Annotated in this window: 19 protein-coding genes; 12 read left to right on the forward strand and 7 right to left on the reverse strand. The window is 71.4% G+C overall.

The genetic code is table 11. The annotated features are described in order from the left end of the window. Positions 1–205: 205 nt before the first annotated feature. The 4 genes from ABLE53_RS05770 (at position 206) to ABLE53_RS05785 (ending at position 3481) form a co-directional block, all read left to right on the forward strand. Positions 206–676, forward strand: coding sequence for an SRPBCC family protein (locus ABLE53_RS05770; RefSeq protein ID WP_348857775.1), 471 nt, complete (start codon positions 206–208; stop codon positions 674–676). 95 nt (positions 677–771) lie between these two features. Beyond that, positions 772–1485 carry a DUF969 domain-containing protein gene (locus ABLE53_RS05775; RefSeq protein WP_348857776.1) on the forward strand — a complete coding sequence of 238 codons (714 nt, stop codon included), beginning with the start codon at positions 772–774 and terminating at the stop codon, positions 1483–1485. Next, entirely contained in the window at positions 1482–2456 is a 975-nt protein-coding gene (locus tag ABLE53_RS05780) for a DUF979 domain-containing protein (RefSeq protein ID WP_348857777.1), read from the forward strand. The genes ABLE53_RS05775 and ABLE53_RS05780 overlap by 4 nt, the downstream gene beginning before the upstream one ends. Continuing rightward, complete coding sequence (locus ABLE53_RS05785; protein WP_348857778.1) at positions 2456–3481, forward strand: DUF2891 family protein; 1026 nt, start codon at positions 2456–2458, stop codon at positions 3479–3481. Before ABLE53_RS05780 ends, ABLE53_RS05785 begins: the two co-directional genes overlap by 1 nt. 94 nt (positions 3482–3575) lie before the next feature. Here ABLE53_RS05785 and ABLE53_RS05790 read toward each other — a convergent pair whose 3' ends face one another. The 3 genes from ABLE53_RS05790 to ABLE53_RS05800 form a co-directional block, all read right to left on the reverse strand. Continuing rightward, complete coding sequence (locus ABLE53_RS05790) at positions 3576–4541, reverse strand: hypothetical protein (protein ID WP_348857779.1); 966 nt, start codon at positions 4539–4541, stop codon at positions 3576–3578. Between the two features lie 176 nt (positions 4542–4717). Next, positions 4718–5800 (reverse strand): inositol-3-phosphate synthase, encoded by a 1083-nt coding sequence (locus ABLE53_RS05795; protein WP_348857780.1) that lies wholly within the window; start codon positions 5798–5800, stop codon positions 4718–4720. Next, complete coding sequence (locus tag ABLE53_RS05800; protein ID WP_348857782.1) at positions 5800–6432, reverse strand: PadR family transcriptional regulator; 633 nt, start codon at positions 6430–6432, stop codon at positions 5800–5802. The genes ABLE53_RS05795 and ABLE53_RS05800 overlap by 1 nt, the downstream gene beginning before the upstream one ends. Before the next feature lie 259 nt (positions 6433–6691). On the opposite strand from ABLE53_RS05800, the gene ABLE53_RS05805 reads away from it, so the two are divergent. Next, complete coding sequence (locus tag ABLE53_RS05805; protein ID WP_348857783.1) at positions 6692–9190, forward strand: transglycosylase domain-containing protein; 2499 nt, start codon at positions 6692–6694, stop codon at positions 9188–9190. Between the two features lie 9 nt (positions 9191–9199). Further along, positions 9200–10627 (forward strand): glycosyltransferase family 87 protein, encoded by a 1428-nt coding sequence (locus ABLE53_RS05810; RefSeq protein ID WP_348857784.1) that lies wholly within the window; start codon positions 9200–9202, stop codon positions 10625–10627. A gap of 12 nt (positions 10628–10639) precedes the next feature. Here the strand turns inward: ABLE53_RS05810 and ABLE53_RS05815 are convergent, their stop codons facing one another. Both ABLE53_RS05815 and ABLE53_RS05820 read right to left on the reverse strand, forming a co-directional pair. Next, positions 10640–11674, reverse strand: a complete 1035-nt coding sequence (locus tag ABLE53_RS05815; RefSeq protein WP_348857785.1) for an alanine racemase — start codon at positions 11672–11674, stop codon at positions 10640–10642. Positions 11675–11677: 3 nt separating this feature from the next. Beyond that, on the reverse strand, positions 11678–12829 hold the full coding sequence (locus ABLE53_RS05820) for a lipid II:glycine glycyltransferase FemX (protein WP_348857786.1): 1152 nt from the start codon (positions 12827–12829) through the stop codon (positions 11678–11680). 136 nt (positions 12830–12965) lie between these two features. Here ABLE53_RS05820 and ABLE53_RS05825 point away from each other — a divergent pair, with 136 nt between their 5' ends. The 6 genes from ABLE53_RS05825 (at position 12966) to ABLE53_RS05850 (ending at position 20380) form a co-directional block, all read left to right on the forward strand. Then, positions 12966–14273 carry a UDP-glucose dehydrogenase family protein gene (locus ABLE53_RS05825; RefSeq protein ID WP_348857787.1) on the forward strand — a complete coding sequence of 436 codons (1308 nt, stop codon included), beginning with the start codon at positions 12966–12968 and terminating at the stop codon, positions 14271–14273. A gap of 170 nt (positions 14274–14443) precedes the next feature. Next, positions 14444–15046, forward strand: coding sequence for an RNA polymerase sigma factor (locus ABLE53_RS05830; protein ID WP_348857788.1), 603 nt, complete (start codon positions 14444–14446; stop codon positions 15044–15046). After that, positions 15046–15516 carry a hypothetical protein gene (locus ABLE53_RS05835; protein WP_348857789.1) on the forward strand — a complete coding sequence of 157 codons (471 nt, stop codon included), beginning with the start codon at positions 15046–15048 and terminating at the stop codon, positions 15514–15516. Before ABLE53_RS05830 ends, ABLE53_RS05835 begins: the two co-directional genes overlap by 1 nt. Before the next feature lie 34 nt (positions 15517–15550). Further along, positions 15551–17317: a S8/S53 family peptidase gene (locus ABLE53_RS05840; RefSeq protein ID WP_348857791.1), complete on the forward strand. Its 1767-nt coding sequence runs from the start codon at positions 15551–15553 to the stop codon at positions 17315–17317. Positions 17318–17332: 15 nt separating this feature from the next. Continuing rightward, entirely contained in the window at positions 17333–19753 is a 2421-nt protein-coding gene (locus ABLE53_RS05845; protein WP_348857793.1) for a CHAT domain-containing protein, read from the forward strand. Between the two features lie 273 nt (positions 19754–20026). Continuing rightward, on the forward strand, positions 20027–20380 hold the full coding sequence (locus ABLE53_RS05850; protein ID WP_348857794.1) for a hypothetical protein: 354 nt from the start codon (positions 20027–20029) through the stop codon (positions 20378–20380). A 115-nt stretch (positions 20381–20495) separates the two neighbouring features. Here the strand turns inward: ABLE53_RS05850 and ABLE53_RS05855 are convergent, their stop codons facing one another. Continuing rightward, positions 20496–21518, reverse strand: coding sequence for an LLM class flavin-dependent oxidoreductase (locus ABLE53_RS05855; RefSeq protein ID WP_348857795.1), 1023 nt, complete (start codon positions 21516–21518; stop codon positions 20496–20498). Further along, positions 21515–22321, reverse strand: a complete 807-nt coding sequence (locus ABLE53_RS05860; RefSeq protein ID WP_348857796.1) for a deoxyribonuclease IV — start codon at positions 22319–22321, stop codon at positions 21515–21517. The genes ABLE53_RS05855 and ABLE53_RS05860 overlap by 4 nt, the downstream gene beginning before the upstream one ends. Positions 22322–22376 lie beyond the last annotated feature (55 nt).

Consider the following 22376-nt stretch of genomic DNA (forward strand, 5'->3'; position numbering starts at 1 on the left):
GCATCGCCGCCACCCTCAACCAGCGGCCACGGCCTACCCTGGACCTACAGACCCCAGCCCAACGGCTGGCCCAGCTGCTCGACCAAGCAGCCTGACCCAGCGTTGCTTCGACCGATTGACCTCGCCCACTTCGCACGTGGCACCATCGGCGCGGACTGTCACCGTGACACTTTGCGCGGGCGCTACTCGTCGGTAGGTTGCGGCCATGACTGTGACGCAGACGCCGGATGACCTCACCGCCACCACCACGATCGCCGCGAGCCCCGCCCAGGTCTGGGCGATGGTCACCGACGTGGCGCGGATGTCGTCGTGGAGCCCGCAGGTCGTGAGGACGGTGGTGGTCGGCCGGCCGGTGCGGCTGGGCACCCGCTTCGTCAACATCAACCACCAGGGCTGGAAGCACTGGCCGACCACCGCCAAGGTCGTCCGCTTCACCCCGCACAGCGACTTCGCGTTCCGGATCGCCGAGAACCACTCGGTGTGGTCCTACCGGCTCGAGCCGACCGATGACGGCGGCACCCTCGTCACCCACCGCCGCGAGCTCCCCGACGGGATCTCGCTGCTCTCCCGCGGGCTCACCAAGGTCGCCCTCGGCGGTCAGGACTGCTTCGCCGCCGAGCTCCGAGAGGGCATGGAGCGGACGCTCGAGCGGCTCAAGGCCGAGGCCGAGCGCTGAGCTGACCGGGGCGCCTGCCCGCGCGGCGTCACACGACCGAAATCGGGACGCCATAGATTGCCGGACCATCCTGTTCTCGGCCCCAGGAGGTCCCCATGTGGGTTCTGCTCGCCGTCGCCGTCGTGGTGGTCGGCTTCGCCCTCAGGCTCAACTCCATGCTCGTCGTCACCGTCGCGGGCATCCTCGCCGGACTCATCGCCGGACTGTCTCCGCGCGAGATCATCGACACCTTCGGCAGCGGCTTCGCCGGAAGCCGGTCGGTGACCGTCTTCATCGTCGTGCTGCCCGTGATCGGGCTCATCGAGAGGTACGGCCTCCAGCATCAGGCCCGTCGCCTGATCGCCAGGCTCGCCGGGCTCACCGCCGGGCGGCTGCTGGCGGCGTACCTCTTCATCAGGCAGCTCGCCGCTGCCCTCGGCCTCACCGCGATCGGGGGCCCGGCGCAGGCTGTCCGGCCGATCGTCGCGCCCATGGCCGAGGCCGCCACCGAGCGCCGCCACGGTCCGCTGACCGAGCGGATGCGGGAGAAGGTGCGCTCGTACTGCGCGTCGGCCGACACCGTCGGCCTCTTCTTCGGCGAGGACATCTTCGTCGCGGTCGGCTCGATCCTGCTGATCACCGGCCTCGTCGACGCGACGTACGGCCTCAAGCTCGACGCGCTCGACCTCGCGGTGTGGGCGATCCCGACCGCGGTCTGCGCGTTCCTCATCCACGGCTACCGGATGCTCCGGCTCGACGGGGAGCTCTCCCGGATGGCGTCGGCGGAGACGCGGTCCGAGGACGTGGAGGAGGCGGAGGAGGCGCGATGATCAAGGTCGAGTGGTTCTACTGGCTGTGCGCGGCCTTCTTCCTCGTCGTCGCGCTGATCCGGGTCACCGACGGCGGGGACCGCAAGCGCTGGGGCAGCGGCGCCTTTTGGGCGATCCTGGCGTTCACGTTCGCGTACGGCACCGTCGTGGTGAACGGCAGCGCCTCGCCGTTTCCGGAGGGGCTGGCCGTGATCGCGCTGGCGGTGCTCGCCGGTCTCGGCTTCCCCGGCCGCGGCACGGAGCGTACGACGGACGACGCCGAGCGGGCCGCGCTCTCCGACCGCTTCGGCGCGAAGCTGTTCATCCCCGCGCTCGTGATCCCGCTCGTCGCGGTGGTCTTCGGCGCGCTGCTCAAGAAGGTGGACGTCGGTGGTGAGCCGCTGCTCGAGGAGGGCTCGGAGACCATCATCGGACTCGGCGTCGGCGCCGTCGTCGCGCTCGTCGTGGGGCTCGTCCTCTTCCGGCTGCCGCGGCCCGCGGTGCCGTTCCGCGAGGGCGACAGGCTGCTCGGCCACATCGGCTGGGCCGCGATCCTGCCGCAGTTCCTCGCCACCCTCGGTGCGCTCTTCACCGCCGCGGGCGTCGGCGACGCGGTCCGCCGGATCACCAACGCCATCCTGCCGAGCGGAGTGCTGATCCTCGCGATCGTCGTCTACTGCCTCGGCATGGCGCTCTTCACGATCATCATGGGCAACGCGTTCGCGGCGTTCCCGGTCATGGTCGCGGCGGTCGGCTGGCCCGTCCTGATCCAGCAGTACGACGGCAACCCCGCCGTGGTCTTCGCCGTCGGCATGCTGGCCGGCTTCTGCGGGACGCTGTGCACGCCGATGGCCGCGAACTTCAACCTCGTGCCCGCTGCATTGCTGGAGCTGAAGGACCAGTACGGTCCGATCAAGGCACAGATCCCGACCGCCGTACCGCTGTGGGTCTGCAACGTCCTCATCATCTGGATCTGGGGGTTCCCGCACTGATGTCTGCCGACTGGCAGGAGACGTACGCCGAGACGTGGGCGGGCACCGTCGTACGCGTGCTGCGCACGCCGTACCCCTGGATCTCCTCCCACGCCTCCACCGGACCCGACGACTGCGACGTGACGCCCGAGCGGCTCCATCCGGCCTTCCACGGGTCGGTGGACTGGCACTCGTCGTGCCACATGCAGTGGTCCGGCGTACGCCTGCTGGGTGAAGGGGCACTGTCCGACGGGCTCCGGGCGGAGCTGGTCGCCGAGCTCGACGGGAGGCTGACCGCGGCCCACGGCACGGTCGAGGCCGCCTACCTGCGGGAGCGGAGCGGCTTCGAGCGGCCGTACGGCTGGGCCTGGGCCGCGATGCTCGCCGCCGCGGTCGACCGGGCCGCCTCCTCGGGGGCCGTACCCGAGGCCGTGGGGTGGCGGCAGGCGACCGGCCTCGTCGCCGACGCGGTGGCGGACAACCTGCTCGACTGGCTGCCGCGGCTCGCCTACCCGGTCCGGCACGGCGTGCACTCCAACACCGCGTTCGGGCTCGCGCTCTGCCACGAGGCGTACGCCGCCCTCGGCCGCCCCGAGGTGGTGACGGCCATCGAGCGGCGGGCGACCGAGTGGTTCGGCGCGGACCGCGACTACCCGAGCTCGTGGGAGCCGTCGGGGGAGGACTTCCTCTCGCCGGCGCTCTGCGAGGCGGACCTGATGCGGCGGGTGCTTCCCGCGGAGGAGTTCGGCCGCTGGCTGGCCGGCTTCCTGCCGGACCTCGCGACCGGCGGCGATGCGCTCCTGTCGGTCCCGCGGGTCAACGACCGTACCGACGGCAGGATGGTCCACCTGTTCGGCCTCGCGCTCTCCCGCGCCTGGCAGCTCCGTCTCCTCGCGGCGTACCTCCCCGCCGACCGTGCCGACCGCATTCGTGCCGCCACCAGCGCGCAGGTCGGCGAGGTCGAGCGCGAGATCGTCTCGGGCGACCTGATGTCGACCCACTGGCTCGTGTCGTTCGCGCTACTGGCGGTGACGGCGACGGAGTGACCCCCGCCACCTGCCTCGCTGCATCGATCGATCTCCCTGACCGATCGGTGCATCGGGCCAGCCGCGGCCGATGCCAGGATCGGTCACGGCCCGCTCAGCCGCGGCCGGGGAAGTGTGGTCGCCACGCGTCCGACAGTGTCGCCGGTACGCCGGGCTCGCCGCGCTCGCGCAGCAGCCGCCACACCCTGAGGACCGTCTTCTCGGGCTCGACGAACACCCCCTTGGCGATCACCACCACGATGCGCCAGCCGTCGTCATCGGCGTCCTCGCGCCGCTCGAGGTCCGACTCCCACTGCTGGACGACCTCGACGTGCTGGCGCCCGTCGTACTCGACGGCCACCTTCGCGACCCGGTAGAGAAGGTCGTGCTGGCGCTTGGTCCCGTTCTCCGACCCGACCAGCGTGTTGATCTCCGGCTCCGGCAGCCCGGCCAGGACCAGCAGCATCCGCAGCCTGGTCTCCATCGGTGACCTGACTCCGGCCCGGACATACGCCGCCGCCTCTTTCGCCCGCGCGAACCCGCGGAGTCGGCTGGCCGCGGCGTAGGCCCGCAGCCCGTCGGGGCGTACGCCGTGGTCTCGCACGAGCTGGTCGCCGACGACGACCAGGTCGACGAGCGTGAGCTGGTCGGCGAGCTCGACGAAGAGCTGCTCGGGCGCGGAGACGTCGACGCCGTCGATCCGGACGGTCTGCCCCCGCCTGACGACGTGGCAGACGATGCCGGGGTGGGTCCGGCGATGCCGCGGCTCGACCACCGTCACGTGCTCTTCCGGGAGCGCCGGGATCGCCAGCCCGTAGACCCGGGCCGCCGACGCGTGGCTCGCGAACCCGTTGCCGTGGAACGGGATGAGCGCAGCTTGCACTCGTTGCAGTGGGGTCGCGGGCACGTCCGCGGCGACGTAGACCCCCGCGAAGAGCCGCTTGAACCGCAGCCCGCGCAGCGTGCTCTGCTTGAGACCGGCGCTGACGGCGTCCGCGCGGGAGAACGGCATCGAGATGTCGAGCTCGGTGGCCTCGGCGGGATCGGGGGACCCGGCGGGGGCGGGCTGGTCGACCGTCATGCACCAGAGGATGCGACGGATCACCGGCGAACGTCGGCCGCTCTCCACAGGGCCTGCACGATCCTGGTTTCCCATCCGGGCGGCGCGGTGCACCGATCGATCACCGTGACCGATCGGTGCAGGCCAAATGCGCACCGCCCCGCCCGGCTGGCGCCGGACGGGGCAGTGTCACGTGGTCACTCGCCTGCGATGAACCTCTCGAGCATGGCGCGACCCTCGGTGTCCTCGATCTGGACCGGCGGGCTCTTCATGAGGTAGGCCGAGGCCGGGATGATCGGGCCGCCGATGCCGCGGTCCTTGGCGATCTTCGCGGCGCGGACGGCGTCGATGATGATGCCGGCCGAGTTCGGGGAGTCCCAGACCTCGAGCTTGTACTCGAGGTTGAGCGGGACGTCGCCGAAGGCGCGGCCCTCGAGCCGGACGTAGGCCCACTTGCGGTCGTCGAGCCACTGCACGTAGTCGGACGGGCCGATGTGGACGTTGCGGTCGTCGATCTTGTCGGCGAGCTCGCCGCGGAGGTTGGACGTGACGGCCTGGGTCTTCGAGACCTTCTTCGACTCCAGCCGGTCGCGCTCCAGCATGTTCTTGAAGTCCATGTTGCCGCCGACGTTGAGCTGGTAGGTGCGGTCGAGGGCGACGCCGCGGTCCTCGAACAGCTTGGCCATCACCCGGTGGGTGATGGTCGCGCCGACCTGGGACTTGATGTCGTCACCGACGATCGGCACACCGGCGTCCTCGAACTTCTTCGCCCAGGCCGGGTCGGAGGCGATGAAGACGGGCAGCGCGTTGACGAAGGCGACGCCCGCGTCGATCGCGCACTGCGCGTAGAACTTGTCCGCCTCCTCCGAGCCCACCGGGAGGTAGGAGACGAGGACGTCGACCTGCTTGTCCTTGAGGACCGAGACGACGTCGACCGGCTCGGCGGCGGACTCCGCGATGGTCTGGCGGTAGTACTTGCCCAGGCCGTCGAGGGTGTGGCCGCGCTGGACCTCGACGCCCAGGGTCGGCACGTCGGTGATCTTGATCGTGTTGTTCTCCGAGGCGTTGATGGCCTCGGAGAGGTCCTTGCCGACCTTCTTGTCGTCGACGTCGAACGCGGCGACGAACTGCACGTCGGAGACGTGGTAGTCCCCGAACTTCACGTGCATGAGACCGGGGACGGTGCTCTGGGGGTCGGCGTCCTTGTAGTACTCGACACCCTGGACGAGGGAGCTGGCGCAGTTGCCGACTCCGACGATTGCTACACGTACCGAACCCATCAGGGCTCCTTCCACTGGGATGGTTCTTGCGGGCGGGTGCCCACTTCTTCGCCTTCGTGGCCAGACCTCGGCGGGGCCGGCGGCTCTGGCTCGTGCGGATTGCGCTCCGCGTCGATGAGCTGGGAGAGCCACTTGACCTCGCGCTCGACGGACTCCACGCCGTGCCGCTGGAGCTCACGGGCGTAGGAGTCGACTTCCTTCTGGGTCATGGCGAGCTGCTGCTGGATCCGGTCCAGCCGCTCCTGGAGCCGGCTGCGCCGGCCCTCGAGGACCCGCAGCCGGATCTCCATGTCGGTGCGCCCGAAGAAAGCGAACCTGATGTCGAAGTTGTCGTCCTCCCAGGCCGTCGGGCCGACCTCCGACATGAGCTCGGAGAACTCACGGTGGCCGGCCTCGGTGAGCTGGTAGACGATCCGCGGGCGCCGCGTCACAGGGGTCAGCGACGTCGTCGACTCCTCGATGAGGCGCTTGCGCAGCATCTTCTTCAGGGCAGGGTAGAGCGAGCCGTACGACAGCACCCGACCCCAGCCGAGCATCAGGTTGAGCCGCTTGCGCAGCTCGTAGCCGTGCATGGGTCCCTCGTGCAGCAGTCCGAGGACTGCGAGCTCGATGGTCTCCGCGCGACGTGCCATGCAATGCATCGTAGCGATATATCCGCCCGTTGCGAACAGGGGTCACATCGAAAATCTGGCAGTCCGGCCGGAGCCGGTCCGGATCCGGCGGCACCCGCGTCCGGAATGGGGCACGGCCTTGCGGGGTGCGTACCCTGTGGGCTGCCGCCTGCAAGGCTCGGGCGGGCGGCGGCCGTCGGCGCGAGTCTCGTCGACGGTGTGTGCAGTGAGTGCCGGCGGCGTACGCCGGCCGGTCGGTCAACGGGAGTTGTGCGGTTTCGTGAGTGATCACCCCACCAGCGGCAGGCGCCGGACGGGCTCGTCCGGCAAGCGCTCCGCGAGGTCATCCACCCAGGGTGCTGGTCGGGGGGCCGGCACGCGCGGCAGCGCGTCAGCAGGCACGTCGGGCAAGGCCGGCAGGAGCGGCAAGAACGGCAAGAAGCCGCTCACCCGCAAGCAGATCGCCTGGCGGATCGGCCGCTGGGTCATCGCGGCCGGGCTCGCGTTCGTCCTCGTGCTCGTCGGTCTGGCCATCGCGGCCTACAAGATGACCGACATCCCGAACCCGAACCGCGACTTCCAGACCGAGGCGACCTACGTCTACTACGCCGGCGGCCACCAGCAGCTCGGACGGTTCGCGGAGCAGAACCGCGACTCCATCCCGTACGACGAGATGCCGCAGACCATCAAGGACGCGGTCGTCGCCGCTGAGAACCGCACGTTCTGGACCGACAAGGGGATCGATCCGAAGGGCATCATCCGGGCGGCGTTCTCCAACGCGCGCGGCAACGCGACGCAGGGCGCGTCGACGATCACCCAGCAGTACGTCAAGATCCTCTATCTGAACCAGGAGCGCTCCTACAAGCGCAAGCTGAAGGAAGCGATCCTCTCGCTCAAGATCCAGCGGACCATGAGCAAGGAGAAGATCCTCGAGGGCTACCTCAACACGATCTACTTCGGTCGCGGTGCCTACGGGATCCAGGCGGCGGCGGAGGCCTACTTCCAGAAGCCCGCGAAGAAGCTCACCCTGCGCCAGTCGGCGGTGCTCGCGGCGGTGCTGAACAATCCGTACGGCCTCGACCCCGAGAACGGCAAGGACGCCAAGGAGGCGCTCAAGGAGCGCTACGACTACGTCCTGGAGAACATGGCGGAGGACGGCACCGCTCCCGCGGCCCGCGCGGAGCACGCGGAGAAGCGGCTGCCCCGGTTCCCGAAGGCGAAGGCCGGTGACATGTACGGCGGCCAGCGCGGCCACGCGCTGACGCTGGTCAAGAACGAGCTGCTCCGCCTCGGCTTCACTCCCGAGCAGATCGAGGGCGGCGGCCTGCGGGTGAAGACGACCTTCACCAAGAAGGCGATGAACGCCGCCGAGCAGGGGGTCAAGGAGGCCGAGCCGGACGGCTTCAGCGACAAGAATCTCCACGTCGGCGTCGCCTCCGTCGAGCCCGGCACCGGCGCGCTGCGCGGCTTCTACGGCGGCCAGGACTTCCTGAAGTCGCAGATCAACTGGGCCTCCTCGGGCGGCATGGTCGGCTCGACGATGAAGCCGGTCACGCTCGCCGCGGCGCTCCAGGCGGGCTTCTCGCTGAAGGACACCTTCGACGGCAACAGCCCCTACGAGTTCCCCGACGGCCTGACCGTCCACAACGAGGGCGAGCAGGCCGGCGAGGCCGACGGCCACAGCTACGGCTCGCACGTGACCGCGACGTACGCCCTCGAGGAGTCGATCAACACCGCGTTCGTCGACATGTCGAACTCCATCCCCGACGGGCCCCAGAAGATCTACAAGACCGGCCTGCGGATGGGCATCCCGCCGACGAAGGCCGACAAGGCCTACCCGGGGATCCCCGCGACGAGCGGCGACTACGACCCGGACGACGTCCTCATCACGCTGGGCCGCGCGGGCATCAGCCCGATCAACATGGCCAACACCTACGCCACGATCGCCAACGGCGGCGTACGCTCCAACGTCCACGTCATCGACAAGGTGACCGACCCGGACGGCACCGTCCTCTACCGCTACAAGCAGGACGACAACAGCTCGCGGGCGATCTCGGAGGACATCTCCGACGACGTGTCGTACGCCATGCAGCAGGTCGTCCAGAGCGGCACCGGTCGGGCGGCGCTCGCGCTCGGCCGGCCGGCCGCCGGCAAGACCGGGACGGCGACCAACGACAAGGGCGACGTCGTCTCCGCGTGGTTCGTCGGCTACACGCCGCAGCTCGCGACGGCGGTCATGTACACCCGCGGCAACGGGCGCGGGAAGCTGGACGGCTGGCTGCCGTCGTACTTCGGTGCCGACTATCCGGCCGACACCTGGACCGCTGTCATGCAGCGCGACATGGACGGCGTCCCCGTCGAGGAGTTCCCGCCGCCGGCCAACGTCGACGGCGACGCGCCCGACGACGACCACGAGCCGCTGCCGACGCGCACCGCGGCACCGCCGCCGCCGAAGAAGACGCACAAGCCGGAGCCGGAGCACACCCACAAGCCCCACCCGAGCGCGCCGCCCACGCCGACCCCCACCCCGACGCCGACCCAGCCGTCGCCGTCGAATCCCGGCGGGTCGGGTGGCTGCCCGGTGCTGAACCCGAACTGCGACGAGCCGAGCGAGACGCCCACGTCGAGCGAGCCGAGCTCGACCACGTCCAGTCCAGGTGGCGGCAAGACGAAGTCGCCCGGTCAGAACCGCGCGCCGCTGGCGTGGGCTGTCCGGCCGACGTACGCCGACCGGCCGATGTCACCGGCGAGCCGCAGCCTCACCGACGACGCCGCCTAGTCCCGCCCGATGCCCGAGCCCGTGACCGGCCCCGTCGTCGCCCCGACCCGGGAGGACGAGGTCGTCACGGCCGCCTCGGAGGTGGTGGGCGGCCCGCTGGGCCGCTACGCCTGGGGGCGGCGGCGGTGGTTCGGCGCCGCCGGGATCCTGGTGCTCCTGACCGCTCTGACGTTCGCGATCGGGATGGTCCAGAAGAAGCCCTGCTACGACGCGACGTGGCAGAACGCGACCGAGCGCTACACGCACATGTGCTACTCGGACCTGCCGTACCTCTACACGCTGCGCGGGTTCGCCGAGAACGAGTGGCCCTACAGCGACGACCCGACGGTGCGGGCGCGGTATCCGCAGGTGATGGAGTACCCGGTCGGGATCTCCTACTACGCCTGGGGCGCGTCCTGGGTGACGCAGTGGATCACGCACCCCGACACGTCGCTCCGCTACGCGGCGCCGGTCGAGGACCTTCCGGGCCTGCCGGGGATGGACCACGAGGTGCGGGTCTTCACCGTCGTCAACGTGGTCGGGTTCGCCGTCGCCGCGCTGCTCGCGACCTGGCTGCTGGCCGGGACCAACCGGCGCAGACCGTGGGACGCAGCCGCCTTCGCGCTCTCGCCCGCCTTGGCGCTGAGCGGGATCGTCAACTGGGACCTGCTCGCCGTCGCGTTCGTGGCCGGGGCGCTGTGGGCCTGGTCGCGCGGCCGACCGCTGCTGACCGGGGTCCTGGTCGGGCTCGGGACCGCCACGAAGCTCTATCCGCTCTTCCTGCTCGGCGGCCTGCTCCTGATCTGCTGGCGACGACGACACTGGCGGGCGTACGCGGCTGCCTTGGTAGGCGCCGCGCTCGCCTGGGTGGTGGCCGACCTGCCGGCGTACGTCACCGGACCTTCGGAGTGGAAGGTGTTCTGGACCTTCAACACCGACCGCGGAGCCGACCTCGGCTCGCTGTGGCTGGTGGGCTCGCAGATCGCCGACGTGACCCTGAAGCCGCACACGATCAACCTGTGGTCGTGGGTCCTCTTCGCGCTGTGGTGCGCGGGGGTGCTCGTGCTCGGGCTGCGTGCGCCGCGTACGCCGCGGCTGGCCCAGCTCGGCTTCCTGATCGTCGCGGGCTTCCTGCTGGTCAACAAGGTCTACTCGCCGCAGTACGTCCTCTGGCTGCTCCCGCTCGCCGTCCTCGCCCGGCCGCGCTGGCGCGACCAGCTGGTCTGGCAGGCGAGCGAGGTCGTCTACTTCTGCTGCGTGTGGTGGTATCTCGGCGGGCAGCTCACCGCCGGTGCCACCGACGACGTGCCCTTCTACTGGCTCGCCGTCCTCGTCCGGGTCGCGGGGGAGCTCTACCTGGTCGGGATCGTCGTACGCGACATCCTGCGGCCGTGGCACGACCCGGTGGTCGCCAGCGCGAGCGCCGTGGCGCCCGATCCGGTCCTCGCGCGCCTCTGACGGGGCGCGGGGTCAGGTGACCGTGATCTCGTCGAACGTCGTGGTCGTGTAGCGGACCCGGACCTCGAGCTCGTCACCGACCTCCGGGACGCGGTGGCCGTGCGGGACGAGGAGCATCGACTCCTGCATGTGGGGGGGCTCGGCGAAGAGGAGGGACCTGCCGTCGAGGAGGTACGGCGAGCGGGCGACACCGACCGCGTCGAGGCCACCCTTCGCGACGGCGACGGCGCGGCTGCGCAGCCCGGGCGCGCCGGTGGGCGCCTCGAGGCCGAGGCCGTGGCCGGTGCCCCCGGCGGCGACCAGCAGGTGGCCGTTGCGGAGTGCGGTGCGGCCGCGGTAGCCGTAGCCGTCCCCGCGCTCGAGCGGGTGCACGTCGTCGACGGTCGCGGTCGCCCTGAACGCGCCGCGGTCGCCGAGCCACAGCCCGGTGCCGACGCGCGGCCGCACCGTGAGGTCGGCGTACGACGTCCGGAGCTGCTCGAGCTCGGACGGCGTCAGGTGGGAGACCCAGACGGTGGCCGCCTCGGCGCCGACGACGTCGTCCATGAGCGCACGGGCCTCGGGCAGGTTGTGACCGGTCATGGGCAGGTGGATGCTGACGCCCTCGAAGCGCGCCCGGCGACGGGCGAGCGGGGCCGCCTCCCAGAGCTCGGCGGCGGACATGCCGTGGCGCCGCATCGAGGTCATCCGCTCGAGCAGGACGCGGGCGCCGGGCTGGCGGCCGAGCAGGGCCGGGAGGTCCTGGTAGCGGCTGACCGTGTGGATCACCCGGTCGGCGAGGTCGGGGACGAGGTCGGGGACGTAGGGGCGCCACGGGGTGAGCACGACGAGCGAGCCGTCGTATCGTGAGGCGACCTCGGGCAGCTCGGCGTACGTGCCGACGGCGAGGACGTCTGACCCCAGCCAGCCGGCGCGCCGGGCGAGCCGGGCGAGGGTGAGGCCGTAGCCGTTGCCCTTCGCGACCGGGACCAGACCCTGCGTGGCGTCGGCGACGGAGCGCAGGTGGGTGCGCCAGCGTTCGCCGTCGACGGTGAGCTTGAGCGGCACCGGTCAGCCCCTCCGCTTCATGTAGAGGTCGAACGCGGTGTAGAGCGGGCGGTTGAGCGGGAGGTCCCACTCGCCGGCGTACTCCACCGCCCGGCCGCCCGTGCCGACCTTGAACTGGATCAGCCCGACGTGGGAGTCCTCGGCCGACAGCGTCGGGGTGATGCCGCGCAGGTCGTAGACGGTGGCGCCGGCGGCGAGGGCGTCGCGGATCATCGCCCACTGCAGCGCGTTCGACCCGCGCACCTCGCGCTTCTCGGTGGAGGAGGCGCCGTAGGAGTACCACGCGTGCGTGCCGACCCGGACCATGATCGTCGCCGCCAACAGGTCGCCGTCGTGGTGGGCGAGGAAGAGCGTGAAGCGCTCGGGGGCCTCGGCGGACATGGCCTTCTGCATCGTCTGGAAGTACGACAGCGGACGCGGGGTGAAGTGGTCGCGCTCGGCGGTGTGGACGTAGAGCTCGTGGAAGGCCGCGAGCGCCTCCCCGACGTCGGGTCCGTCGGGCGAGCCAGTCGAGACCACCTCGACACCCTCCTTGGCGGCCTTCTTGATGTTGCGGCGCCACAGCTGGTTCATCCCCTTGAGGACCTCGTCCTCGGTCCTCGGGGTGCCGTCGTCGTGGACGAGGGGAATCTCGAACGTGTACTGCGGCTGGCCCGCGCCGAAGCCGTCCTCCGGCGACTGCAGCCGCCAGCCCGCCTGGCGGAGCTGGCTGACAACGCGGGCGCCGGCGGGGTCGCGCCACGTCGGCGCGAGGTCGGTGAGCCGGCGGACGCCGTCGTCGGCGATGCCCTGCTTGACCTGCTCCGCGCTCCAGGTCGCGGTGGCGACCGGCGGGCCGATCCGTACGCCGAAGGCGCCGTTCCTTCTGAGGTACGCCGCCAGCGGGTCGAGCCACTCGGCGAGGTCGCCGGTCCAGTCGATGACCGGACCCTCCGGGAGGTAGGCGAGCGTGTAGCGCCTGAGCTTGGGCACCGGCCGGTGGAGGACCAGTGCCGCCCCGGCGAGCTCGCCGTCGCGGAAGAAGCCGAGGGACTCCGAGCGCCACTCCGTCTTGACGCCCGCCCAGGCGGGGGTCTGCAGGAAGCTCACCAACGGGCGCGTGGCGATGAAGGCCAGGTGCTCGTCGGCGGTGATCGGGCGCACGGTCACAGTCACCCGCGGAAGGCTACCGGCCGGCGGTGGTCGCTCCCCGATCGGCGGGTGTGAGCCGTTCGACGCCGCCCGACCCGCATGCAGGCGGCCTGCGCGTGGCACCAGTGAGACTCCGATCCGATCTGCGAGGAGACGCACGATGAGGATGACGGTGATCGGCTCCGGCTATCTCGGGGCCACCCACGCCGCCTGCATGGCCGAGCTCGGCCACGAGGTGGTGGGCGTCGACACCGACCCGGCCAAGGTCGAGGCGCTGAGCGCCGGGCGGGCGCCCTTCTTCGAGCCGGACCTCGAGCCGCTGCTGCGCAAGCACACCGAGACCGGGCGGCTCCGGTTCACCACCTCGCTCGCCGAGGCGGCCCGGGGCGCCGCGGTGCACTTCGTCTGCGTCGGCACCCCGCAGCAGCCCGGCCGCCCTGCCGCCGACACCTCGGCGGTCGAGGCGGTCGTCGAGGAGCTGGCCCCGCTCCTCGCGCCGGGCGCGGTGGTGGTCGGCAAGTCGACCGTGCCGGTCGGGCTGGCGGCCGCACTCCGGCGTACGGTCCTCGCGGGCGGGGCCGAGGGCGCCGACCTGGCGTGGAACCCGGAGTTCCTCCGGGAGGGGTACGCCGTCGAGGACACCCTCCGCCCGGACCGGATCGTCGTGGGCGCCGACCGCCCGGAGACCGTCGAGGTCGTCCGCGCGGTCTATGCGGATGCCGTTTCACGTGGAACGCCGTTCCTCACCGTCGGCCTCGAGACCGCCGAGCTGGTGAAGGTGGCGGCCAACTCGTTCCTCGCCACGAAGATCTCGTTCATCAACGCGATGGCCGAGTTCTGCGAGGCCACCGGCGCCGACGTGGTCGACCTCGCCCACGCGGTGGGGTACGACGACCGGATCGGCCACCGCTTCCTCAAGGCCGGCCTCGGGTTCGGCGGCGGCTGCCTGCCCAAGGACATCCGCGCCTTCCAGGCCCGCGCGTCCGAGCTCGGGCTGGGCCGCTCGGTCGGCTTCCTCGGCGAGGTCGACGAGATCAACACCCGCCGGCGGGAGAAGACCGTCGACCTCGCCCACGAGATCCTCGGCGGCCGGGTGAGCGGCCGCCGGGTCGCCGTCCTCGGCGCTGCGTTCAAGCCCGACTCCGACGACGTACGCGACTCCCCGGCGCTCGACGTCGCGGACCAGCTCTACCTGCGCGGCGCGGAGGTGACGGTGTACGACCCGGAGGCGCGCGAGACCGCACGCAGGCACTCCCCGCGGCTGTCGTACGCCGACAGCCTGGCCGCCGCGGTCGAGGCCGCCGACCTTGTGCTGCTGCTCACCGAGTGGGCGGAGTTCGTCGCGATGGACCCGGCCGCGGTCGGCGACCGGGTGGCACACCGCGCGATCCTCGACGCGCGCAACGTGCTCGACCCGCGGGCCTGGCAGGAGGCCGGCTGGACCTATCGGGGGCTGGGCCGGGGCTGAGCCCGGGCCGAAGGTCCCGTTCACCTGCCCGACTGACGAACCCACTCCACAAGCCGCGTTGGGAGTGCAAAGGTGGGGCTCGGGAAGATCTCGGCTCCCGGACGTATCACGACCCGTGGTCGGAACTCTTCGGGGTCGTGACCGTAACGACCACTCGGGGAGCCGGAACGATGAGCACCGCGACCTCCAACGAGCCCCGGCCGGCTGACGGCCCCGGGGCTGTCTGGGTTGAGGCGACGCGGGCCTTCGACCGTTGGCTGGCTGGGGACCCAGCCGGGCTCCAGGACCTGGTCGGGGTGATGACACCCGTGCTGTGGCACGTGGTGCGCGCCTACGGTCTCGCGCGCGAGCAGTCCGAGGACGTCATCCAGACGACCTGGCTCGCGCTGGTCCGCCGTAGCTCCGCGATCGTCGACTCAGCCGCCGTGGGGGGCTGGCTGACCATGACGGCGCGCCGCGAGGCCTGGCGGACCGCACGGGGGGCGGGTCGTTCCCTCCCGGTCGACGACGAGGACATCGCCGTACGCCTGCCGCGTCAGCGGTCGGCCGAGGCGGACGCCGTCGACCGGGAGGGCGCCCGGCGCCTGTGGGAGGCGGTCGACGAGCTGCCGGAGCGTTGCCGCCGGCTGCTGCGTGTGATCGCCTTCGAGAACCGACCCGACTACGCGTCCCTGGCCGTCGACCTCGACATGCCCGTGGGCAGCATCGGACCCACCCGCGGGCGCTGTCTGGCGAAGCTGCGCGTCGCGCTCATGCAAAGAGGAGAGCTGTGATGGCGGAGATGAGCCGGGAGAGCCTGCTGGAGATCGTCCGTACGGTCTGGGAGGAGCGCGACCCCGTCCCCGACGGACTCGTCGAGCGGATGCAGGAGGCGGCCGCCGCCGAGGAGGAGGCCGCCGGGCTGGCCTTCGAGCTGGAGCTGATGACCCTCGTCGAGCGCTCCGAGGAGCTCGCCGGCGCGCGGGGCTCGACGGCGTACACCCTGCGGTTCGCGTACGACGACGTCGACCTGCTCCTCCGCATCGCCGCCGACGGCGACCGCTCCCGCGTGGACGGCTGGATCGTCCCGCCCGAGCCGATGACCGTCCGCGCCATCCGCGAGCAGACGCCCTCCGCTGCTGCCATCGTCAGCGACACCGGTCGCTTCGAGCTCACCGATCTGCCTCTCGGGCTGGTCCACCTGCGCCTCGAGCCCCACGACGGCTCACGGGCGCCGTTCGCCACCCCGACCTTCGAGATCTGACCCCATCACTCTGACCGACACGCAGGAGAGCGCTGTGCCGAAAGACCCCGACGAACCTCGCCACCCGCGCCGCGACAGGGATGCGTGGAAGAACGGCTGGTCGGACCGCCGAGTCCTTGATCCCGAGAAGGCGGTCATCCCGACGATCAAGGCCATGCCGACGGCGTACGTCGGCGTCCATCTCACCGTCGCCCGATCGCAGGCGCGGGGTCACGACGGCAAGCGCGAGCCGCACTACGTCCGGGTGGTGCGGCGGCTGGTGAAGGCCGCCGAAGAGCTGAACTGGACGGCGACGCCGTGGGAGGACGAGCGCACCAAGGGACTTGACTGGGGCCTCATCATCATCGACATCGAGGGCAAGGCCGGCGAGGAGCAGCCTGATGCCTGGAGGGTGCTGCAGAAGGCTCGCGCGCTCCTCGAGGAGGCGAAGCAGGGCGACGGGGCGGACCCCCTCTGGTCCGACCACGACGGCAACCCCCTGGGTGGTGCCTGCCTCAACCACTTCGTCTCGCCGGTCGCGCCCCGCGGGTTCCGGCCCAACACGACGTTCTACGAGCCCAACACGACGTTCTACGAACCCAACACGACGTTCTACGAACCCAACACGACGTTCTACGAACCGAACGGGACCGGCGCATCAGGCGTGGCGAGCTACCTCAGTATCGGCAGCGGGGGTCGTCAGCCCGTGGCGTACGCCGGACCGGAGCCTGTCCGTCGCTCCGATCGGGACTACGAGCCGACCGAGGGGGAGCCGGACAGCGCGCGCCGGCGGCCTGTCGTCGCGATGCTGGACACGGGCGTGTGGGCGCGGCATCCATGGTTCCGGAGGCAGGGTGATGATCCGGTCGTCCGTACGGACGTCGAGGTCAGCACGCCGATCCTCGACGAACACGACAAGGTCGTGGAGACGAGGATGATGAAGATCGGTGATCCGTCGATCTCGGGACCGGACTGGCAGGACGCAGACGACGACGGGCCGTTCGACGGCGCTCTTAACGGGATCGCCGGCCATGCGACCTTCGTCGCCGGGCTCATCCACCAGAGATGTCCCGAGGCGGTCATCTACTCCTGGCGGGTGGTGCCGCCCGACGGCGAGATGGAGGAGAAGGAGCTGCTCATCGCACTCGCCCAGATCCTTCACCTGGTGAAGACCGGGACGCCGATCGACGTCCTCAACCTCTCCCTGAGCTACTACCACGAGACGTCCACCGACCATGACGCCTCTGGTGACACGGCACTCATCGACCAAGCGCTCCGGGAGGTGCTGCACCTGATCACCGCTCAGGGGGTGACGGTCGTCTGCTCGGCCGGCAACGACGCGACCAGCAGGCCGGCCTACCCAGCCGCCTTCGGACCGTGGATCGGCAGGAAGATGACCAAGGAGGAACGGCGTCGGGCCCCGATCGTCTCGGTCGGGTCGTCGAACCCCGGCGGGAGGGCAGATGCGCTCTTCAGCAACGTCGGGCGGTGGGTGCGCCACTACGAGCAGGGCGCGGTCGTGATCAGCACCTTTCCCAAGGTCCAGGGCGGCTACCAGCCCATCGCACGCGACGTGGTGGACGTGGCGGGGACGCGACGTCGACGGAGCTCGATGGATCCGGACGACTTCCGCAGCGGCTTCGCGATCTGGAGCGGCACCTCCTTCGCCGCGCCGATCACCGCCGGAAAGGTCGCCGCGGCGCTCCACGGAGCGGGGGGATTCGGTCCGGGCGAGCAGCCCACGTACGAGGATGCCTGGACGGCGGTCGAACGCGTCACCGAGCTGAAGCAGGACGATGTCGAGGCAAAGTCTCCGCGATGACGCCATGATGTGAGGGTGTCGTCCCGCGAGAGACTTCATGCGCGAGGGGTTGCTGCGAGCAGCCGGGGGCGTCATGCCCGGGCCAGGCATCTGCTGGAACGAGCCCGGGACGGGCTCGAGCCCGGAGACCTGCGCGCTCGGATCGACGCGAGCCTCGCCTACATCTGGCAGGAGACCGGCGCCGGTGACGGGGTCGCGCTGTGCCGGAGGGCGCTCGACTACCCCGGCCTGACAGACACAACCCGCGGCACGCTCCACAGTCAGCTAGGGCTCCTGGCGATGCTGCGGGGCGAGCGGGAGGAGGCTCTCGCGGCGTTCGGTGACGCGATCCGGCTGCTGCGGGACCCGCGCCTCCTGGGGCGTGCGCATCTCAATCGGGGCAGCGTCTATACCCAGCGGGACCTCGCCGGTCCGGCCGCGGACGACTTCGCCCTGGCAGCCCGTTACTTCTCGGAAGCGGGCGACGAGCTCGCTGCGGCCAAGGCCCGGTTCAATGTCGGCTACACGCGGATGCTCGAGGGTGATCTCGTCAGCGCGTTGAGCGCGATGGACGAGGCCTACCCCGCCTTCGTCACCGCGGGTCCGCTGCTTGCCGCGACCGCCGACTCCGGTCGGGCGGAGGTGCTCTTCGCCGCCGGGCTGGTCGAGGAGGGTCGGGACGCCCTGCGGAGCGCCCTGAGGGCGTACGTCGGGCGCCGGCTGTACCGGCGCCGCGGCGAGCTCGAGCTCGATCTCGCGCGGTCGCTGGCGCACGCCGACCCCGCCGGTGCGCTCGAGGCGGCCCGCCGGGCCCGCGTCCAGTTCGCGAAGAGTCGGGCAGCCGTGTGGCAGCTACGGGCCGAAGGGGTGATCCACGCGGCAGAGGTCGAGCTGGGCCGGACGGCCCCGGCCTTGATCTCCCGCGGGGACGATCTGGCCGATGAGCTCGACAAGGTGGGGCTCGACCAGGCCGCTGCTACCGCCCGGCTCCAGGCCGCCCGGGTCGCCGGCCGCCGGGGCGACCTGGACGGCATGCGCGAGCGGGTGGCGCGCGTGAGCCTGCGGCGGACGACGCCTCTGCCCGTGCGCCTGCTGTCGTACGACGTCCGCGCCGAGCTCTGCACCGCAGCGGGCCGACGGGGGCGCGCGCTGGCCCACCTGCGTCGTGGCCTGGCCGAGCTGCACGACTGGCAGAGCTCGTTCGGGAGCCTGGACCTGCAGACCAACGTGGTGGGCCACGGCGTACAGCTCGCGACCCGCGGCCTCGAGCTGGCGCTCGGGTCGCGGTCGGATGCGGTGCTGTTCGAGTGGTCGGAGCGCGCCCGGATGCTGGCGTCGCGGATCCAGCCGGTCAGCGCGCCGACCGACCCCGAGCTGGCGGCGGATCTCGCGGAGCTGCGCAGCGGGCCGAGCCCCGCGCGCGAGGCCGAGCTGCGCAAGCGGATCCGCGAGCGTGCGTGGCAGCAGCGCGGGTCGGGCGAGGTGGCCGAGCCGGTGTCGCTCGACGAGCTGCGGGCGGGGCTGGGCGACCAGGCCTTGGTGGCGTACGTCGTCGCGGCCGGCCGGGTAGTGGCGCTGGTCGTCACCCGGGCCGAGGTGAGGCGGGTCGACCTCGGCGACCGGGACCGGCTCGGCAGGCTGCTCGGTGGTCTGCTGCCCGACCTCGACATGGCGTCGGGCGACCTCGACGGTCCGATCGCCGAGGTGGTCAGGGCACAGCTGATCGCCCGGCTCGAGCAGCTCGGTGAGGCGCTCGTCAGCCCGCTGCTGCCGTACGTCGCCGGCCGTCCCGTCGTACTCACCCCGTCCGGCGCGCTCGCCGGTGTGCCGTGGACGCTGCTGCCAGGACTGGCCAGCTGCCCGGTCACCGTCGCCCAGAGTGCGACGTCCTGGCTGGCGCGGACCGCGGCGCCGTACCGCACCTCGACGGCGGGCTTCGTCGCCGGTCCCCGCGTGCGCCGCGCCGACGACGAGGTCGCCCTCGCGGCGAAGGAGTGGCACGACGCGACCGTGCTCACCGGCGAGCGCGCCACGGCGGCTGCGGTCTCCGAGCTGGCCGCCTGCGTCGATGTGCTCCACGTCGCCGCCCACGGCCGGCACTCCGCCGAGAGCCCGCTCTTCTCCGGTCTGGCGCTGAGCGACGGGCCGTGGTTCGGGTACGACGTGGACCAGCTCGCCGCCGTCCCCGACGTCGTCCTGCTCTCCGCCTGCGAGGTCGGGCGCTCGACCGTGCGCTGGGGCGAGGAGCTGATCGGCATGACCGCCGCCTGGCTCCACGCTGGCGCCCGCTGCGTCATCGCCTCGCCTGCCGCGGTCGGCGACGAGGCGGCGTACGACGCCCTCGTCCGCGTCCACCGCGGCCTCGCCGCCGGACTGCCGCCGGCCGAGGCGCTCGCCGCCGCCGTCCCGCCGCCCACCCCGCACACCGCGCCCGCGCCGTTCCTCTGCTTCTGCTGAGGCGCGCTCGAGATCTGGGCGCTGGGCCGTGCAGCGGTGGATGGGCAACCGATTGATGTTCGGGTTCGGTTGCTGAGTCACCGCTGTCTGGCAGGCCGCCCTTGCAGCGGTGGATGGGCAACGGTGTGGTCGATGAATCAGGTTGCTGGCCCACCGCCGCCCGGGTCAGGACGGTTCCCAGCCCACCGCTGAATGCGTCCGAGACCGACGTATCAGCGTCGGGACCGCCGTCTCCTCCCTGTCGTGCTGTCGACCTATCCGAGGAGCCCAGCCATGCCCAACGCGTCGACCTCCCTCCGCACGATCCGCGATCCGCGCGGAGGTCAGGTGATCGAGTGCCCGGTCGCCACCTGCGTCGAGGTGAGCTTCACCCCGTCGCTGGTGAGCAAGTGGCGCATCGAGGACAGCCCGGGCCACCTGGTGCCGCTCAGCGAGGGTGACCACCACTTCGTCTTCATGGTCTTCAGCGCGCGCACGGAGCCGACGCCGCTCCGGCTGGTGAGGTACCGGCCGGACCGCGAGGACGCTCTCGAGGAGCGGACCGTGCACGTGCTGCCGAGCGACCGGTTCGCCGGCTGGCCCAGGGTGCCGCGGCAACGACGCCGCTCCCTGGCGGCCGCCGGCTGAGCCGCGTCGGAGGGCACCCCCAGGGGCGGGGGCCGGGGGTGCCCTCACCCTTCTCGCGACGTCATACGGGCAGGGACGGTCCGTCGTTGGAGCCGTATGACGTCCGCGGCGCGGGTCAGGCGACGGGCGACCAGCCGAGCATCGGCCCGAGGCGGGTGGCCATGTCGGTGAGGATCTGCACGTAGTCCGCGTGCTCGAAGGTGAACGGCAGCGCGAACGCGACCTCCTCGACGGCCTGGAAGCCCGGATGCGCGGTGAGCCGCTCGGCCAGCTGCTCGGAGGTGCCGACCAGGTCGGGGGCGAACATCGCGCGCTTCGGCCCGAGCTGCTGCGGCTCGCGGGTGCGGGGGAGCCGCGCTACGGCGTACGCCTCGTACTTCTGCACCTGCTCCGTGGTGGCCGAGTCGGTCGGGATGACGACGAGGCCCTGCGAGACGCGGGCGGCCTCGCCGTCGGGGTGCAGCGAACGGAAGAGGTCGATCTGGCGGCGCTGGATGACGCCGAAGTCGAGGGTGTCCTCGGCGGCGTCGATGACGCTCGAGGTGAGCAGGTTGAGCCCCCTCTGCGCGGCCCAGGTGACGCTGCGCTCGGAGCCCCCGCCGTACCAGACCCGGTCGACGAGGCCCGGCGAGTGCGGCTCGATCCGGCGGGAGAAGCTCTCGATCCCGCGGGTGCCCTCGAAGGTCGAGACCGGCTCGCCGGCGAGGTTGTGGAGCAGCCGCTCGACGCGGGTGTAGGTGAAGTCCTCCTTGTCCCACGTGTCGGGGTAGAGGTGCTCCTTGAACGCATCGAAGTTCATCGGCGGGCCGACGCTGACGCCCGGGTTGATCCGGCCGTGGGAGAGTACGTCGACGGTCGCGAGGTCCTCGGCGAGGCGGAACGGGTTCTCCAGGCCGAGCGGCGTGACGGCGGTGCCGAGCTCGATCCGGGACGTGCGCTGCGAGGCGGCGGCCATGACGGCGATCGGCGAGGAGATGCCGTACTGCAGGTGGCGGTGGCGCAGCCACGCCGAGTCGAAGCCGAGCTGCTCGCCGAGCTCGATGATCCGCAGCGTCTCCTCGTGGCCGCTCGCCGGGTCGGAGGGGTCGAAGAGCCCGATCGTGAGGAACCCGAGCCGCCGCAGCGGCCGGTGGCTCACACGCGCTCCCGCAGCCAGGCGAAGTCGGCCTGGTGCTCGGCGGCGCCGCCCGGCGTCTCGCAGACGACCGGCGCCCCGGCGTCGCGTACGACGGCGGCGAGCAGGTCCGGGTCGATCTTCCCGGTCCCGAAGTTGGCGTGCCGGTCGGCGCCGGAGTCGAACTCGTCGCGCGAGTCGTTGCAGTGCACCAGGTCGATCCGGCCGGTGATCTTGCGGACGTCCTCGACCACGGTCTCGAGGCTGTTGCCGCCGGCGTGGGCGTGGCAGGTGTCGAGGCAGAAGCCGACCATGTCGTAGCCCTCCGCCTGGCTGATCGCCGCCCAGACCCCCTCGATCCGCTCGAGGTAGCGGGTCATCGCGTTGTCGCCGCCCGCGGTGTTCTCGATCAGCAGCGGGATCTTGATGTCGGTGGCCTCGACCGCCTTGCGCCAGTTGTCGAACCCCTTGGCGGGATCGTCGGCCTTGTTGACGTGGCCGCCGTGGACGATGAGCCCCTTCGCGCCGATCTCGGCCGCCGCGTCCATGTGCTGCTGCAGCAGCTTGCGGGACGGGATCCGGATCCGGTTGTTGGTGGTGGCGACGTTGACGATGTACGGCGCGTGCACGTACAGGTCGATCCCCGCCGACTCGGCCGCATCGCGGAGCGCGGCCGCGCCGCCGGCGTACGCGACCTCGGGGCCCTTGTAGCCCTGCGGGTCGCCGAGGAAGAACTGCACCAGCGGGGCGTTGCGCGCCTGCGCCTCGGCGATCGGGTCGGTCTGGTCGACGTGGGCGCCGATCCTGATTTCGCTGGGCTCGCTCATGCCGCCAGTTTAGGAACCCCCCGAGCGGGCAAGCGGAGGCAGTTCGGGTCACCAG

The organism is Nocardioides asiaticus (assembly GCF_040049175.1).
In the GTDB taxonomy this organism is placed as follows: Bacteria; Actinomycetota; Actinomycetes; order Propionibacteriales; family Nocardioidaceae; genus Nocardioides; species Nocardioides cheoyonin.

Coding starts and splice junctions, on each gene's coding strand:
- ABLE53_RS05770 (WP_348857775.1), top strand. CDS start 206: ATGACTGTGACGCAGACGCCGGATGACCTCACCGCCACCACCACGATC.
- ABLE53_RS05775 (WP_348857776.1), top strand. CDS start 772: ATGTGGGTTCTGCTCGCCGTCGCCGTCGTGGTGGTCGGCTTCGCCCTC.
- ABLE53_RS05780 (WP_348857777.1), top strand. CDS start 1,482: ATGATCAAGGTCGAGTGGTTCTACTGGCTGTGCGCGGCCTTCTTCCTC.
- ABLE53_RS05785 (WP_348857778.1), top strand. CDS start 2,456: ATGTCTGCCGACTGGCAGGAGACGTACGCCGAGACGTGGGCGGGCACC.
- ABLE53_RS05790 (WP_348857779.1), bottom strand. CDS start 4,541: ATGACGGTCGACCAGCCCGCCCCCGCCGGGTCCCCCGATCCCGCCGAG.
- ABLE53_RS05795 (WP_348857780.1), bottom strand. CDS start 5,800: ATGGGTTCGGTACGTGTAGCAATCGTCGGAGTCGGCAACTGCGCCAGC.
- ABLE53_RS05800 (WP_348857782.1), bottom strand. CDS start 6,432: ATGGCACGTCGCGCGGAGACCATCGAGCTCGCAGTCCTCGGACTGCTG.
- ABLE53_RS05810 (WP_348857784.1), top strand. CDS start 9,200: ATGCCCGAGCCCGTGACCGGCCCCGTCGTCGCCCCGACCCGGGAGGAC.
- ABLE53_RS05825 (WP_348857787.1), top strand. CDS start 12,966: ATGAGGATGACGGTGATCGGCTCCGGCTATCTCGGGGCCACCCACGCC.
- ABLE53_RS05830 (WP_348857788.1), top strand. CDS start 14,444: ATGAGCACCGCGACCTCCAACGAGCCCCGGCCGGCTGACGGCCCCGGG.
- ABLE53_RS05835 (WP_348857789.1), top strand. CDS start 15,046: ATGGCGGAGATGAGCCGGGAGAGCCTGCTGGAGATCGTCCGTACGGTC.
- ABLE53_RS05850 (WP_348857794.1), top strand. CDS start 20,027: ATGCCCAACGCGTCGACCTCCCTCCGCACGATCCGCGATCCGCGCGGA.
- ABLE53_RS05860 (WP_348857796.1), bottom strand. CDS start 22,321: ATGAGCGAGCCCAGCGAAATCAGGATCGGCGCCCACGTCGACCAGACC.